Origin of the sequence: Streptosporangium longisporum, from assembly GCF_039534895.1 — a bacterium.
GTDB lineage: Bacteria > Actinomycetota > Actinomycetes > Streptosporangiales > Streptosporangiaceae > Streptosporangium > Streptosporangium longisporum.
Genome location: NZ_BAAAWD010000004.1, coordinates 134601 through 149168 on the forward strand (window position 1 = coordinate 134601; position 14568 = coordinate 149168).

At 70.0% G+C, this 14568-nt stretch carries 16 protein-coding genes; 14 read left to right on the forward strand and 2 right to left on the reverse strand.

Annotation, left to right across the window (positions count from 1 at the left end; translation table 11 throughout):
* Positions 1 to 12: 12 nt before the first annotated feature.
* Positions 13 to 1569, forward strand: a complete 1557-nt coding sequence (gene ffh / locus ABD832_RS03735) for a signal recognition particle protein (protein WP_344888281.1) — start codon at positions 13 to 15, stop codon at positions 1567 to 1569.
* Between the two features lie 236 nt (positions 1570 to 1805).
* On the opposite strand, the gene ABD832_RS03740 is transcribed toward ffh, so the two are convergent.
* Entirely contained in the window at positions 1806 to 2342 is a 537-nt protein-coding gene (locus ABD832_RS03740; RefSeq protein ID WP_344888284.1) for a hypothetical protein, read from the reverse strand.
* 267 nt (positions 2343 to 2609) lie between these two features.
* On the opposite strand from ABD832_RS03740, the gene rpsP reads away from it, so the two are divergent.
* The 13 genes from rpsP to ABD832_RS03805 all read left to right on the forward strand — a co-directional run bounded on the left by rpsP (position 2610) and on the right by ABD832_RS03805 (position 13866).
* Positions 2610 to 3146: a 30S ribosomal protein S16 gene (rpsP, locus tag ABD832_RS03745; RefSeq protein ID WP_344888287.1), complete on the forward strand. Its 537-nt coding sequence runs from the start codon at positions 2610 to 2612 to the stop codon at positions 3144 to 3146.
* A 1-nt stretch (position 3147) separates the two neighbouring features.
* A complete protein-coding gene (locus ABD832_RS03750; RefSeq protein ID WP_344888290.1) occupies positions 3148 to 3390 on the forward strand; it encodes an RNA-binding protein in 243 nt (80 codons plus the stop codon).
* Between the two features lie 111 nt (positions 3391 to 3501).
* On the forward strand, positions 3502 to 4047 hold the full coding sequence (gene rimM / locus ABD832_RS03755) for a ribosome maturation factor RimM (RefSeq protein ID WP_344888293.1): 546 nt from the start codon (positions 3502 to 3504) through the stop codon (positions 4045 to 4047).
* 2 nt (positions 4048 to 4049) lie between these two features.
* A complete protein-coding gene (gene trmD, locus ABD832_RS03760) occupies positions 4050 to 4865 on the forward strand; it encodes a tRNA (guanosine(37)-N1)-methyltransferase TrmD (protein ID WP_344888296.1) in 816 nt (271 codons plus the stop codon).
* Between the two features lie 199 nt (positions 4866 to 5064).
* On the forward strand, positions 5065 to 5418 hold the full coding sequence (gene rplS, locus ABD832_RS03765) for a 50S ribosomal protein L19 (protein WP_344888299.1): 354 nt from the start codon (positions 5065 to 5067) through the stop codon (positions 5416 to 5418).
* 152 nt (positions 5419 to 5570) lie between these two features.
* On the forward strand, positions 5571 to 6440 hold the full coding sequence (lepB, locus tag ABD832_RS03770) for a signal peptidase I (protein ID WP_344888302.1): 870 nt from the start codon (positions 5571 to 5573) through the stop codon (positions 6438 to 6440).
* 8 nt (positions 6441 to 6448) lie between these two features.
* On the forward strand, positions 6449 to 7042 hold the full coding sequence (gene lepB, locus ABD832_RS03775; protein ID WP_344888305.1) for a signal peptidase I: 594 nt from the start codon (positions 6449 to 6451) through the stop codon (positions 7040 to 7042).
* 64 nt (positions 7043 to 7106) lie between these two features.
* Entirely contained in the window at positions 7107 to 7793 is a 687-nt protein-coding gene (locus ABD832_RS03780) for a ribonuclease HII (RefSeq protein WP_344888308.1), read from the forward strand.
* Positions 7794 to 7832: 39 nt separating this feature from the next.
* Entirely contained in the window at positions 7833 to 8156 is a 324-nt protein-coding gene (locus ABD832_RS03785) for a DUF2469 domain-containing protein (RefSeq protein WP_030511723.1), read from the forward strand.
* 524 nt (positions 8157 to 8680) lie between these two features.
* Positions 8681 to 9034 (forward strand): YraN family protein, encoded by a 354-nt coding sequence (locus ABD832_RS03790; RefSeq protein WP_344888311.1) that lies wholly within the window; start codon positions 8681 to 8683, stop codon positions 9032 to 9034.
* 50 nt (positions 9035 to 9084) lie between these two features.
* Entirely contained in the window at positions 9085 to 10872 is a 1788-nt protein-coding gene (locus tag ABD832_RS03795; RefSeq protein WP_344888314.1) for a YifB family Mg chelatase-like AAA ATPase, read from the forward strand.
* Positions 10869 to 13196, forward strand: a complete 2328-nt coding sequence (locus tag ABD832_RS03800) for a recombinase family protein (RefSeq protein WP_344888317.1) — start codon at positions 10869 to 10871, stop codon at positions 13194 to 13196. Before ABD832_RS03795 ends, ABD832_RS03800 begins: the two co-directional genes overlap by 4 nt.
* 388 nt (positions 13197 to 13584) lie before the next feature.
* A complete protein-coding gene (locus tag ABD832_RS03805; RefSeq protein WP_344888320.1) occupies positions 13585 to 13866 on the forward strand; it encodes a hypothetical protein in 282 nt (93 codons plus the stop codon).
* 30 nt (positions 13867 to 13896) lie between these two features.
* Here ABD832_RS03805 and ABD832_RS03810 read toward each other — a convergent pair whose 3' ends face one another.
* Positions 13897 to 14481 (reverse strand): helix-turn-helix domain-containing protein, encoded by a 585-nt coding sequence (locus ABD832_RS03810; protein WP_344888323.1) that lies wholly within the window; start codon positions 14479 to 14481, stop codon positions 13897 to 13899.
* Between the last annotated feature and the right edge of the window lie 87 nt (positions 14482 to 14568).

Consider the following 14568-nt stretch of genomic DNA (forward strand, 5'->3'; position numbering starts at 1 on the left):
CTGGCCAATCACGTGTTCGAGACGCTTTCCGACCGGCTGACATCGGTCTTCTCCTCCCTTCGATCCAAGGGTCGGCTGTCCGAGGCCGACATCGACGCGACCTGCCGCGAGATCCGCATCGCGCTGCTCGAGGCCGACGTCGCCCTGCCCGTGGTCAAGGCGTTCGTCGCCCAGGTCAAGGAACGGGCCCGCGGCGTCGAGGTCTCCCAGGCGCTGAACCCGGCGCAGCAGGTCGTCAAGATCGTCAATGACGAGCTCATCGAGATCCTCGGCGGGGAGACCCGGCGGCTCCGGTACGCCAAGAACCCGCCGACCGTCGTCATGCTCGCGGGCCTCCAGGGCGCGGGCAAGACGACCCTGGCCGGCAAGCTCGCCCGCTGGCTGCGCGAGCAGAACCACACGCCGCTGCTGGTCGCCGCGGACCTCCAGCGGCCCAACGCGGTCCAGCAGCTCTCGGTCGTGGCCGAGCGGGCCGGTGTCGCGGTCTACGCGCCCGAGCCCGGCAACGGCGTCGGCGACCCGGTCGAGGTGGCCCGCCGGTCCCTCGACCACGCCAGGCGGCAGCAGCACGACATCGTCATCATCGACACCGCCGGCCGCCTGGGCATCGACCAGGAGCTGATGAGGCAGGCCGCCGACATCCGCGACGCGGTCTCGCCCGACGAGGTCCTCTTCGTGGTGGACGCCATGATCGGCCAGGACGCCGTCACCACGGCCCAGGCGTTCATGGAGGGCGTCGGCTTCGACGGCGTGGTGCTGACCAAGCTCGACGGCGACGCCCGGGGCGGCGCCGCGCTCTCGGTCCGCCACATCACCGGCAAGCCGATCATGTTCGCGTCCACCGGTGAGAAGCTCGAGGACTTCGACGCCTTCCACCCGGACCGGATGGCCTCCCGCATCCTCGACATGGGTGACATCCTCACCCTGATCGAGCAGGCCCAGAAGACCTTCGACGAGGCCGAGACCGCCAAGATGGCGAGCAAGCTCACCTCGGGCGAGGGCTTCACGCTGGAGGACTTCCTCGAGCAGATGATGATGGTCCAGAAGATGGGCCCCATCAAGAACCTGCTCGGCATGATGCCCGGCATGGGGCAGATGCGCGAGCAGCTCAACCAGGTCGACGACCGCGACCTCGACCGCATCGCCGCCATCATCCGCTCGATGACCCCGGGCGAGCGGCAGAACCCGAAGATGATCGACGGTTCCCGCCGGGCCCGTATCGCCAAGGGCTCGGGCGTGACGGTGACCGAGGTGAGCGGCCTGGTGACCCGCTTCTTCGACGCGCAGAAGATGATGAAGCGGATGGCCGGAGGGATGGGCATCCCCGGCATGCCGGGCGGCCGCAAGGCCGGCAAGGCCGCCCAGAAGAAGGCGGCCAAGGGACGCAGGGTCAGCGGCGACCCGCGCAAGGCGGCGCTCGGCAAGGCGGCCTCCGACAAGGGCGCCGAGGCGCCCCCGGCCGGGAACGGCCTGCTCGGCAAACTGGGCGCCGGGCAGCAGCTCCCGCCGGGCCTGGAGCTGCCCCCGGGCTTCGACCCCTCGACCTTCAAGTTCCCCGGCCAGAAGTGAGCGGGGCCCCGGACGAGCGGGGCCCGCAGGAGTGAGGAGCCCAGGTGAGCGATGACCGCTTCAACTCGCGTACCCGGTGGATCTGGGTGGTCATCATGCTGGGCTTCATCGTGGTGACCGTGCTGGAGCTGGCCGGGGTACGCCCCGCCTAGCCTTCCCCGCCCGGTCTTTTCCGCATGGTCTTTTCCGCCCGGTCTTTTCCAGGGATGCGCGGAGCCGTGGGCCGGGTGCGCGGGCTACCCGGCGGGCACGGCCCGCATGACCCGCGTCGCCCGTACGGGGGCCGTGGCCCCCGCCCCGGGCGTCCGCGCGGAGGCGTTCCCTGCGTCTTCCGGCACCACCGGCCCGTCCGGCAGCACCGGCGTCCCCGGGGCCACGGGCGGGGCCGGGGAGGGCTCCGGGAGCCGTACCGGATCGCTCTCCGGGGCGCCGCCTGCGGGGGCCGAGGCGGCGGACAGGCCGGGGGCGACGGGACGGAGCGCCGGGAGGTCTCCCAGGACGCTCCGCAGGAGGATCTCCGCGGCACCGGCCGGGGCCCGCTCCCGGGAAACGCCCGGGACGCCTCCCGGCGCGCCCGCCGGTCCCGAGGTGCTCGCCGGTCCTGGGACGCTCGCCGGGGCACCGGGTGCGGGCACCGGGGCGGTCGAGGCCGATGCGGGCAGGGGGGCCACGACGGCCCCGCCCTCGGGGGCCGTCCTGATGGCCAGCACCGCGCCCAGCACGGCGATGGATCCGGTCGCGGTCAGCAGCAGGGATCTGAGGGTGGTCGGCACGGCGGCCATTTAGCGCAGCAGTCCGGCCCGCCCACGACCCCGGACACACGCGGATTACCGAGATTTGCCCTCCCGAGGGCCCATCGGATGGCCGTGGATCGACCGGACACCCCCGGGTGTCTGGCACAATGACATGTTGGAACATCGTGACACGTGGTTGCCCTCTCACTCCCGCGTGCCATGCCTGTCCCTCGAACGGTCCTCTCCTCGTGCCCCACTCGATGAGACGCCGCTCACCCACGCTCTAATGCAGGAGAGACCACACCAGTGGCAGTCAAGATCAAGCTCAAGCGGCTCGGCATGATCCGCAACCCGCAGTACCGCATCGTCATCGCCGACAGCCGCACCAAGCGTGACGGCCGGGCGATCGAGGAGATCGGCCTGTACCACCCCAAGGAGAACCCCTCGCGCATCGAGGTCGACTCCGACCGGGCGGCCTACTGGCTCGGTGTCGGCGCCCAGCCGACCGAGCCCGTGCTCAAGCTCCTCAAGCTGACCGGCGACTGGCAGAAGTTCAAGGGCGAGCCCGCCCCGGCTCCGCTGCTGGTCGCCGAGCCCAAGAGCGACCGTCACGCCGTGTACGAGGCCGCCGCCAAGGAGGCGCTCTCCCTGGAGGCCGCCACCACGCCGAAGAAGTCGACCCGCAAGGCGGCTCCCAAGGCTGAGGAAGCGGCTCCGAAGGCCGAGGCGGCTCCCAAGACGGAGGCCGCCCCCGAGGCCGCTCCCGTGGCCGAGGCCGCCGCCGAGACCCCGGCCGAGCCGACCGCGGCCGCCGAGGAGAAGAAGCCGGAAGGCGAGGCCTGAGGTGCTTGAGGAGGCCCTCGAGCACCTGGTGAAGGGCATCGTCGAGTTTCCGGACGACGTCCAGGTTCACGCTCGCCGCATCCGCAGCGGGCGTGTGCTCGAGGTCCGGGTCCATCCCGAGGACCTGGGTAAGGTCATCGGCCGCGGTGGCCGTACGGCCAAGGCGCTCCGCACCGTCGTGAACGCCCTCGGCGACGGCAAGTACGTCCGGGTCGACCTGCTCGACCTGAACGAGGCCCGCTAGGCGCCGAGAAGCGTCCCATCGAGCGAACGGGCCACCCGCCCAGCGTGGGTGGCCCGTCTGCTTTTCCCAGTTCTTCCGGGATTTCCCGGTATCAGCAGTGAGGAGGCGGGCGTGCAGCTCGTCGTAGGGCGGATAGGCCGCCCGCACGGACTCCGCGGAGACGTTTCCGTGGAGGTGCGCACCGACGAGCCGGACAGGCGTTTCGCCCCGGGCACCGCCCTGGCCACGGACCCCGCCTCGGCCGGGCCGCTGGTCGTCGAGTCCCGCCGCTGGCACTCGGGGGTCCTGCTGGTCAGGTTCGAGGGGGTGACCGGCCGCGACCGCGCCGAGGAGCTCCGCGGGACCATGCTCGTCATCGACTCGGGAGACATCCCGCCGCCCGAGGACCCGGACGAGTTCTACGACCACCAGCTCATCGGCCTGGCCGTCGTCACGCCCGCGGGCGAGGCGGTGGGCGAGGTCTCCGACGTGCTCCACCACGGCCAGGACCTGCTCGTCGTGCGACGACCAGGGGACGCCGGGGGGGCCGGGGGCGGGAAGGCCGCCGAGGTCTACGTGCCGTTCGTCAAGGCCCTGGTCCCCGTGGTCGACCTGGACAAGGGTCTCCTCATCGTGGACGGCCCGCCCGGCCTGCTCGATCCGGACGAGATCGTCTGACCATGCGCGTCGACATCGTCTCGATCTTCCCCGAGTACTTCGCCCCTCTTGAGGTCTCCCTCATCGGCAAGGCCCGCGAGCGCGGCATCCTCGACGTCCGCCTCCACCAGCTCCGCGACCACGCCCACGACGTGCACCGCACCGTGGACGACACCCCCTACGGCGGCGGGCCCGGCATGGTCATGAAGCCAGGCCCGTGGGGGGAGGCCATCGACGCCCTCCTGGCCGAGGATCCCGCCACCCTGCCGCGGATGATCGTTCCCACCCCCAGCGGGGTGCCCTTCACCCAGAGGCTGGCGATGGAGTACGCCGCCGAGCCCTGGCTGCTGTTCACCCCGGCCCGCTACGAGGGCATCGACTCCCGGGTGACGGCCGAGTACGGCACCCGCCTGCGGGTGGACGAGGTCAGCATCGGCGACTACGTCCTGGCCGGGGGCGAGGTCGCGGTGCTGGTGATGATCGAGGCCGTCGGGCGGCTGCTGCCGGGGGTGCTGGGCAACGCCCGCTCGGCCGTGGACGACTCGTTCGCGCCCGGCGCGATGGAGAACCTTCTCGAGGGCCCGGTCTACACCAAGCCGCCCGAGTGGCGCGGGCACGAGGTGCCGGAGGTCCTGCTCTCCGGCCACCACGGGAGGGTGGCCCGGTGGCGGCGGGACGAGGCGCTGCGCCGTACCGCCAGGAACAGGCCCGAACTGCTGGCCCTGATCGGGACGGAGAGCCTGGACCGCCGGGACCGGGAGGTGCTGGCCGAGACGGGGCTCGCGGTCGCCGATCATGTCGCCGGTCCCGCCGAAGGCCCGCGGAACCGGGCGTTCTGACCGGTTGATTTCCGATCGGTCGAAAGGATATGGCAGACTGAAGCGTTGCCGCCGGTCGAGTTCGGGCCGACGCGCGTCGCCGGCCAGACGGTTCCGGCTCCGAGACACAGTCCACTCCAGCACGCGTGTCCGTCACGACGCCGCCCCGCCGCGGCCGGACGGACCTCCGCGCGCCTTTGACAGACGAGGTACCACTGCCATGCACACGCTGATCAGCGAGCTCGAGAAGTCCGCGCTCCGCACCGACGTCCCGGACTTCCGGCCCGGTGACACGCTCGAGGTCCACGTCCGGGTCATCGAGGGCAGCCGGTCCCGTGTCCAGGTCTTCAAGGGCTTCGTCCTGCGCCGTCAGGGCGGTGGCGCCCGCGAGACCTTCACCGTCCGCAAGGTCAGCTACAGCGTCGGCGTCGAGCGCACCTTCCCGGTGCACAGCCCGGTCATCGAGAAGATCAACCTCGTGACCCGTGGCGACGTCCGCCGCGCCAAGCTCTACTACATGCGCGACCTGCGGGGCAAGGCCGCCCGCATCCGCGAGAAGCGCGACGCCCGCTAGGCGTCCGCCCGTCGTCGCCCTGGCCCGCCCCCCGAACGCGGGGGCGGGCCAGTGGCGTGTGACGGGATTTGAAATCCTGTGGCGATAAGCAGGCTAGGTGGTACCCGGTGGCTCGACCACTTGGTACCGGCCATCATCTAGGCTCGTCTGCGATGACTAGCGAAGACCGGGAGTACGGCGCAGTCTCGCGTCGACCTGTCGAGGACGAGGTGGACGTGGTCGCCGAAGACACCCAGAAGACCGCCCCAGATGACAAGGGCAAAAAGAAGGGTTCCTTCTGGAAGGAACTGCCCGTCCTGATCGTCGTGGCCTTGGTGCTCGCCCTCATAATCAAGACGTTCGTGATCCAGGCGTTCTACATCCCGTCGGAGTCGATGGAGAACACCCTGCTCACCAACGACCGTGTTCTGGTCAACAAGCTCGTCTACCGCGCCCGCGACATCGAGCGCGGTGACGTGGTGGTCTTCTCCGGGGTCGACTCCTGGGATCCCGAGATCGACCTCGAGGAGCCCTCCAACCCGGTCGTCGGGTTCTTCCGCTGGGTCGGCACCGCCTTCGGCGTGGTGCCCGGCGAGAAGGACTACATCAAGCGGGTCATCGGCGTCAGCGGGGACACGGTGAAGTGCTGCGACGCCCAGGGCCGGGTGACGGTCAACGGGGTCGCCATCGACGAGAAGTCGTACCTCTACCCCGGAGACGTGCCGTCCCAGAGGGAGTTCGAGGTCAAGGTCGGCCCCGGGCGCCTGTGGGTGATGGGCGACCACCGGGTGGTCTCCCTGGACTCCCGATCCCACCTGGGCGACCCGGGCGGGGGGACGATCCCGGTGGACAAGGTGATCGGCCGGGCCTTCGTGATCGTGTGGCCGTTCTCCAGGGCCACGACCCTTCCCATTCCCGACACGTTCGGCCAGCAGGCGCTCAAGGTGGCCGCGGTCGCCGAAGGCGCCACCCCGTTCCTGGCGGGCTTCGCCGGTGCCGTGCCGCTGGTGTTGTGGCGTCGTCGCCACCTGTCGAGGCGGTGAGCGCACCCATGGCCGCCGAACCCGAGGTCGGGAAGAGAAAGAAGCGCGGTAAGGGCGGTGGCCTGCGCGAGTCACTGTTCCTGCTGGTGTGCGGGGTGCTGGTGGCCCTGCTGTTACAGGTCTTCGTCTTCCAGTCGTTCCACATCCCGTCGGAGTCGATGGAGAGCACCCTGCTCGTGGGCGACCGGGTGGTCGTCAACAAGCTGCACGGAGCCTCCGAACGCGGCGACATCGTGGTCTTCAGCGGCTGGAACGACCAGGACACCATCAAGCGGGTCATCGCGGTCGGTGGTGACACCGTGAAGTGCTGTGACGCCAAGCGCCGCATCACGGTCAACGGCGTGCCGCTGGACGAGAGCTCCTACCTGTACTCCGAGGACTTCCCCTCGGGTGACGAGTTCGAGAAGGTCGTGCCCAAGGGACGGCTGTGGGTGATGGGGGATCATCGCACCGCCTCGGCCGACTCGCGGGCCCAGGAGGAGAGGCTGGGGGAGGGCACGGTCTCCGAGGAGGACGTCATCGGCCGCGCCGTCGCGATCTACTGGCCGTTCTCCAGGGCCACCGTCCTGTCCCGGCCGGAGAGCTTCCTCAAGGTGAGATAGCGGTACCGAATACCCCGAAGGGGGCGTACTCTCTGCTCATGTTCGGTGTGTCGCCCGTGGTGCCATGACGGCGGTGTTTCGCCCCAGACCCAGCGTGGTCCGGCGGGATTCCGGGTTCTACGGCTACGAACGGGCCCTGGAACGCCGCGGGCTCGGCCCCGTGGCCGGGGTCGACGAGGCCGGCCGGGGCGCCTGTGCCGGGCCCCTGGTGGTCGCCGCGGTGGTGCTGGGAGCCCGGATCGACGGCCTGGACGACTCCAAGCTGCTGACGGCCTCCCGGCGCGAGTCGCTCCACGAGCGGATCACGGCCACCGCGCGGGCGGTCGCGGTGGTGGTGATCCCACCGGCCGAGATCGACGCACGTGGCCTTCACCGGTCGAACATCGAGGGAATGCGCAGGGCCGTGGCACGGTTACCCTGTGACCCCGGCTACGTTCTCACCGACGGGTTTCCCGTCCCCGGTCTGCCCGCCCCGTCGCTGGGCATGTGGAAGGGGGACCGGGTGGCGGCCTGTGTCGCCGCGGCCTCGATCGTGGCCAAGGTGACGCGGGACGAGATGATGATCGCGTTGCACGAGCGCCATCCCCGGTACGGGTTCGCCGTGCACAAGGGGTACGGCACCGCAGATCATCGCAGGGCTCTCAGAACCTATGGCCCGTGTCCGGATCATCGCTTCTCGTTCTCGACGGTGGCGCGGTCAGGAGCGGGCGAGGTGATGGGTGAGAATGAAGTGGGGGCCGGGACCGTCTGACCTGGCGGTTCGGGGTGGGCGTTTGACAGGAGGACCGGTATGAGCGCAGAAGATCTCGAAAAGTACGAAACCGAGATGGAGCTGCAGCTCTACCGTGAGTACCGCGATGTCGTCGGCCTGTTCACCTATGTCGTGGAGACCGAGCGCCGCTTCTATCTCACCAACTCCGTCGATCTGGACGTGCGCACGGCCGAGAACGGGGACGTGTTCTTCGACGTGAAGATGCAGGACGCCTGGGTCTGGGACATGTACCGGCCCGCGAGGTTCGTCAAGAACGTACGGGTGGTGACGTTCAAGGACGTCAACGTGGAGGAGCTGGCCAAGCCCGATCTCGAGATGCCCAAGGAGGGCTTCTCCTCCTGAGCGTTCCCGGTGCCCGCCGGTGAGGCACGTCCTCGTCCCGGTGGGCGGGGGTGGGAGCGGGGTCGGACGGGCCCGGATGGGTGCGAACCGGAAGGGCTCGGTTCGGCTCGGACCGGCTCGGTTCGGACGGGCTCGGCTCCGGTAGGGCCTTCTTGGATGGCTCGAAGCGGCTGGTGCGGCCGGGATGGCCGGGATGGCCGGGATTGATTCGGCACGGCCGGAGAATCCGGCACGGCTGGAGGATCCGGGCCGCTGGAGCCGGTGGCGGGCCTCGGGGCCGGTGGCGTGGATGGCCGCTCGGGGTACGGCCGGTGGTCGTGAACCGGTGGTCGTGGATCGCAGACCGGTGATCGTGGAGCGGTGCGAGGTGACCGCGAGGCCGAGGGCCTCCGTGAGACGCCACCGCCCCCGGGGGCTCTTTCGTCCACAGGGGTTCTCGCGGCAGGGCGACTATCCACAGAATCCGGTTCGGCCTCTTGGGGGTGGGGCGTGCTGGGCGAAGGTCGGGAACCGGAGGTGGTTCCATGGCCGCGAAAGACGCGCTCGGCAGGCACGGTGAACAGATCGCCGTGGATTATCTGCTCGCCCACGACCTGCAGATCCTGGACCGTAACTGGCGGTGCCGGGAAGGGGAGATCGACGTCGTCGCCCGCGAGGGGCGCACGCTCGTCGCTGTGGAGGTGAAGACCCGCTCCGGCCGCAGCCACGGCACCGCCTTCGAGGCGGTCACCGACGCCAAGATCGCTCGTCTGCGCAGGCTCGCGGGCAGGTGGCTGGCCGACAGGCACGAGCGGTTCGACGCGATCCGGGTCGACGTCGTCGCCCTGGAGCGGTTCGCCGGAGACTTCGCCATCCGTCATGAGCGGGGGGTGTGCTGATGCCTCCCGGGCTGTCATGGATCGTCCGCTCACCCCGGGGGGTGAGCTGAGTGGCCGTCGCACGCACGCGCTGCGTCGCCCTGGTCGGGGTGACCGGCCGCCTGGTCGAGGTCGAGGCCGACGTCGGCAGCGGTGTGGCGGGCCTGCACCTCATCGGCATGCTCGACACCGCGCTGAGCGAGGCCCGCGACCGGGTCCGCTCCGCCCTGGTCAACAGCCGTTACGCCTGGCCCGACGCCCGGATCACCGTCAGCCTGTTCCCCGCCAGCCTGCCCAAACGAGGCAGCCTTTTCGATCTCGCCATCGCCACGGCGCTGCTCGCGGCCGCCGGGTTCGTGCATCCGGAGAAGGTCGCCGAGCCGTTCTTCCTCGGTGAGCTGGGTCTCGACGGCTCCGTCCGGCCGGTGCGCGGGGTTCTGCCCGCTGTGCTGGCGGCCGTGGCGGCCGGTGCCCGCACCGTGGTCGTCCCGGCCGCGAACGCCGCCGAGGCCGCCCTCGTGCCGGACGTGACCGTGGTCCCGGCGACCACGCTGGCCGCCCTGATGAGCCGGTTGCGGAGCGACGGGCCCTTGAGTGATCTTCCTCCCGGAGCCGGAGCCGGAGCCGGAGCCGGAGCCGGAGCCGGAGCCGGAGCCGGAGATGAGGGCGATGGGAGGGCTGGGGGAAGGGCCGGAAGTGCGCGGCACGCGGCGTCCGCCACCGGATCGTTCCTTGGCCGGATCCCCGGCTCACCCGGGCGGGAGCCCGCCCTCGGCCCGCTTCCGGGGACCCCGGTCCAGGCGGCCGTCCCGGGCCCGGGAGAGGCGGCCCCGAGGTCGGGGCGGTCCCCTGGCCTGGAGGGGGGCACCGAGCCGGGTGAGGCGCCGGGCCACGCGGAGGGCCCCGACCTGGGGGACGTCGCGGGCCAGCCTCTCGCCCGGCGGGCCCTGGAGGTCTGCGCCGCCGGTGGTCACAACCTGTGGATGCTGGGGCCCCCGGGCACCGGGAAGACCATGCTCGCCGAGCGGCTGCCGACCCTGCTCCCGCCTCTGGAGTGGGAGCACGCGCTGGAGGTGACGGCCATTCATTCGGTGGCGGGCGTGCTGCCCCCCGACCGTCCCCTGCTGGTGCGTCCGCCCTTTGTGGCGCCGCACCACACCGCGACCGTCGCCTCCCTCATCGGAGGGGGCAGCGGGATGATCCGTCCCGGCGCGGTCTCACTGGCCCATCGGGGAGTGCTCTTCCTGGACGAGGCACCGGAATTCCCGGCCACCGTTCTCGACGCGCTGCGGCAACCGCTCGAATCGGGTCAGGTGACGGTCGCGAGGGCGCTGGGGTCGGTGACCTTCCCCGCCCGGTTCGCGCTGGTGCTGGCGGCCAACAGGTGTCCCTGCGGGCGGCCCTCCACCCCGGCGGACCCGTGCGCCTGCGCTCCCGCCGCCCGGCGTCGCTATCTCGCCAGGCTCTCCGGCCCGCTGCTGGACCGCATCGACGTCAAGGTCAGCCTGTTCCGGTCGACCAGGCGCGAGCTCCTGGCCGACCGCAGGTTCATCGAGCCGAGCAGGGTGGTGGCCGAGCGGGTACGGCTGGCTCGCGAACGCGCCGCCAAGCGGTTCGCGAACACCCCGTGGCGGTGCAACGCCGAGGTCCCGGCCCGGCTCCTGCACACCGAGTACCGCCCGTCGTCCTCGGCCATGTCACCGCTGCTCCGGCATCTCGACAGCGGCCTGTTGAGCGCCCGGGGGCTCGACCGGATCCTCAAATTGTCCTGGACTCTTGCCGATCTCGGTGGCAAGGACCGGCCCGAACTGCACGAGACCAACACCGCCCTGGGGCTCTGGCTGGGGGAGGAACGATGAACGACAGGCTCGCACGGCTCGTCCTGATGCGCCTGGCCGAGCCCGGGGACGCCGCCATGGGCGCGCTGGTCGCATTGCGCGGTCCCCGGCAGGCCGTCGACCTGGTCAGAGAGGGCGTGGTGGACGCCGATCTCGCCCGGCGACTGGCCGGAGGTGCGCCCGATCCCCATGACGTGGAAGCCGTTTCCCGGACCACCGAGCCTCCCCGGCAGGGCGCCGACCTCGTCCGGCACGGCACGGCCTCCTCCCAGAAGAGCGCGGAGCCCGTCCCCGTCCCCGTCCCCGTCTCCGTCCCCGTCCCGGTGGCTGGCAGGGACGGCTCCGGGCAGGGGCGAGACGGGCGGCTCGCGGCCAGGGCGGCACGACTCGATCGGACGATCGCCTCCTGGGCGGCCCGGTTGAAGACGGCCGACCCCGAACGGGACCTGGCCGAGGGGGAGCGGATAGGCGCGAGGCTGGTGATCCCCGGCGACCCCGAGTGGCCCAGCCAACTGGACGACCTGGGAGCCTCCCGGCCCTACGCCCTCTGGGTGTACGGGGACGCCGACCTGCGGTTCTCCTGCCTGCGATCCGTCGCGGTGGTGGGTTCCCGCGCGGCCACCCCGTACGGCACGCACGTCGCGACGGAGTTCGGGGCCGGGCTGAGCGAAAAGGGGTGGCACGTCATCTCTGGTGGTGTTTCAATAAGGGGTATGACGACACCTCGGACCCGATGCGTGATCTACGTCCGCATCAGCCGCGACAAGGAAGGCGCCGGCCTCGGCGTTCAACGCCAAGAACACGAGTGCCGCCAGCTCGCCGACACCCTCGGCTGGGACGTCCTCGAGGTGTACGCCGACAACGACATCTCCGCCTACAGCGGCAAACCACGCCCGAACTACCAGCGGATGCTCGAGCGCGTCCAAGCCGGCGGCGCCGACGCGATCGTCGCCTGGCACACCGACCGGCTGCACCGCAACCCGCGGGAGCTGGAGGACTTCATCGACGTCCTCGAAGCCCGCCAGATCCGCGTCTCCACGGTGAAGGCGGGGGTGATGGACCTGGACACCGCCTCAGGCCGGATGGTCGCCCGGGTGCTCGGCGGTGTCGCCCGCCACGAGTCCGAGCAGAAGGGGGAGCGGATCAAGGCCAAGCATCTGCAGCTGGCCAGGAGCGGCAAGGCCAGCGGCGGCGGGTTTCGCCCGTTCGGCTACCGGCGGATCTACGATCGGCCGGATCCGCCTCGCCGTCTCCTGCGTGAGGAGCTGGTGCCGGAGGAGGCGGACATCATCCGAGAGTGTGCGCGCCGTGTACTGGCCGGAGAAGCGTTGGTGTCGGTGTGCAGGGATCTGAACCGGCGAGGCGTTTCAACGACCTCTACGGGCATCTGGACGGCCCGGCAGGTCAATTCTGTGGCGGAGGTCGGCCAGGACGACATCGCCGCTGAGATTCGCGCCCGGCTCGCAGCGGACGAGCCCGCCGCCGCCATCGCCCGCGATCTCATGGACCGCGGCGTGCCGGTGTCGGGTCCGGGCAAGTGGTCGCCGGCGACGCTGTCGCGGACGCTGTCGTCCGCCCGGATCGCCGGGTTGCGCGAGCACCGGCCGCGGTCCCGCCACGAGACGAAGCGGGTGAACATCGGGGAGATCATGGGGGTGGCGGACTGGCCGGCCATCATCACCCCGGCGGAGTCGGCCCGGCTGCGGCTGATGCTGTCGGATCCGACGCGCCGCGTGTCGCCGGGGCCGACGGGCCGCTACCTGCTGACGGGGCTGATCTACTGCGACGTGTGCAAGCACCGCATGTCGGGTCATTCGAAGTCGGGTGGGCGGCGGCACTACATGTGCGATGGGCTGCCGGGCCGGCAGGGCTGCGGGAAGGTGTCGGCGCGCACCGAGTATGTGGACGAGGTGATCGTGGCGGGGGCGGTGGAGTTGCTGATCACGCCGGGGTTCGCGGAGGCGCTGGTTGTCGACACCGGTGTTGATGAGGGGGCGGTGGTGGCGGAGATCGCCGCGTGCGAGCAGGGGCTGCTGGACTTGGCCGCTGATCATGGGGCGGGGGAGATTTCCCGGGCGGAGTGGATGGCGGCGCGTAAACCGCTGCAGGCGCGTATCGATGTGGCGCGGCAGTCGTTGGGGCGGGTTGATGTGAGCCGGGTGCTGGATGGTTTGCCGGGGGATCGGGAGGGGTTGGAGGCGTTCTTGTTGGATGGTGAGGTGGAGGCGTCGCGGCGTCGGGCGGTGATCGCGGTGGCGTTGGAGCGGTTGTGGGTGCGTCCTGCGATTGTGCGGGGGAGCAAGAAGTTCAATCCGGCACGGTTGGTGCCGTTGTGGCGGTTCTAGGGGCTGGGACCTAACCGAAAGGGTAGGATTGGGTTACTTTGTGTAGCCTACCCTTCATCACGTTCCGAGTATTTTGGTGCACATAGTTCGCATTTCAATCACAACCGGTGACGGTGAGTAGATACTCAGGAGTAGCCTCGCCGACCTGGTCGATTACGGCAATAAGGAGCGTTCCATACAGCACCCCACCTCATTTAGGGTGGGGCGAATCGCGTCTCGCCTCGGAAACGAATCTCGCGGTAAAGCCGGGAGGCTGGGGAACCCGGCGGAAAGCAGGTTTTCCTTGAACGTCCGTGCAGTTGGTGCCGCTCCCGTCTCGCTGGCCTGGGCCCTCCGCCTGTCCTGGCTCGGGTGGGGGGCTGTTGCTGTTGAAGCGCTACTGGTGGACATGCTCAGCTACAAAGCGTTCGCCGCCCTGGTGGGATCCGCCATCGTGACATCCGTCTACGCCGGCCTGAAGCATCACGCGCAAGAGCTCAAGAAGGCCCTCGACGAGCATGCGGGACGCATGGAGAAGGTCACCCAAGCGCACGCCGAGATCATCACCAAGCATGTGCTCGCCCTCGACCGGTTCTTCACGATGGGGTTGCGTGCAGACGATGCCGCGCGGCGTGACGCCGCGGACGTGAACGGGTCAGGGCCATTCCCGATCTACCGTGGCGTGAGGTAGCCAGGAGTTGTGTGGAGAGCTGGGCGATTCCTAATCGTCCAGCTCTTTTCGTTCCATTCGGGCGTCTTCGAAGCGTCTTGCCCGATTTTCGAGATGTGCTCGGATCAGGGCGATTTTCGTTTCCTCGGAAAGATCGCTGGAGGCGTTGATCTCTTCGATGATGGGGTCCGGCCGCAGACTGTCCGGCACGACCAGCTCGTCCGGCGAGACGATTCCCTCTTCGACGAGCAGTTCCGCGAGAGGGCGATTCTCCGCCTGGGCCCGGTCCCGTAGATCCGCCACCGCCTGACGAAGGACCTCGGATGCGCCGGCCGCGGAGGCGTCCAGTGGCGGCAGCAGGGACGTCATGTCGCCTGCGATGCGGTCGCCGTGCCCGGCGGCGATCAAGAACTGGCGGGCGAGGCTGGAGAGGTCCGGTCGCTGCCGGGTGAGGGTGGCTGCGAGTTGTGCCGCTGCCTCGTAGGTGGGCTGGTGCTTCCCGCTCAGCCACCGGTTGGCCATGGTGCGGTCGCGGCCGGCCATTTCGCTGACGGCGGCCTGGCTGAGCTCGGCCTTCTCCATGATCTTGCGGAGGGTGGCCGTTAGCGCGGTCCGGTCCCATTCAGTCGTGTGCACGCACGCACCATAACACGCGACTTGACTGACTTCCACGCTGGTGAAGGCCACATTCCTGGTTAGAACGGGTGTGCGTATATGCACACT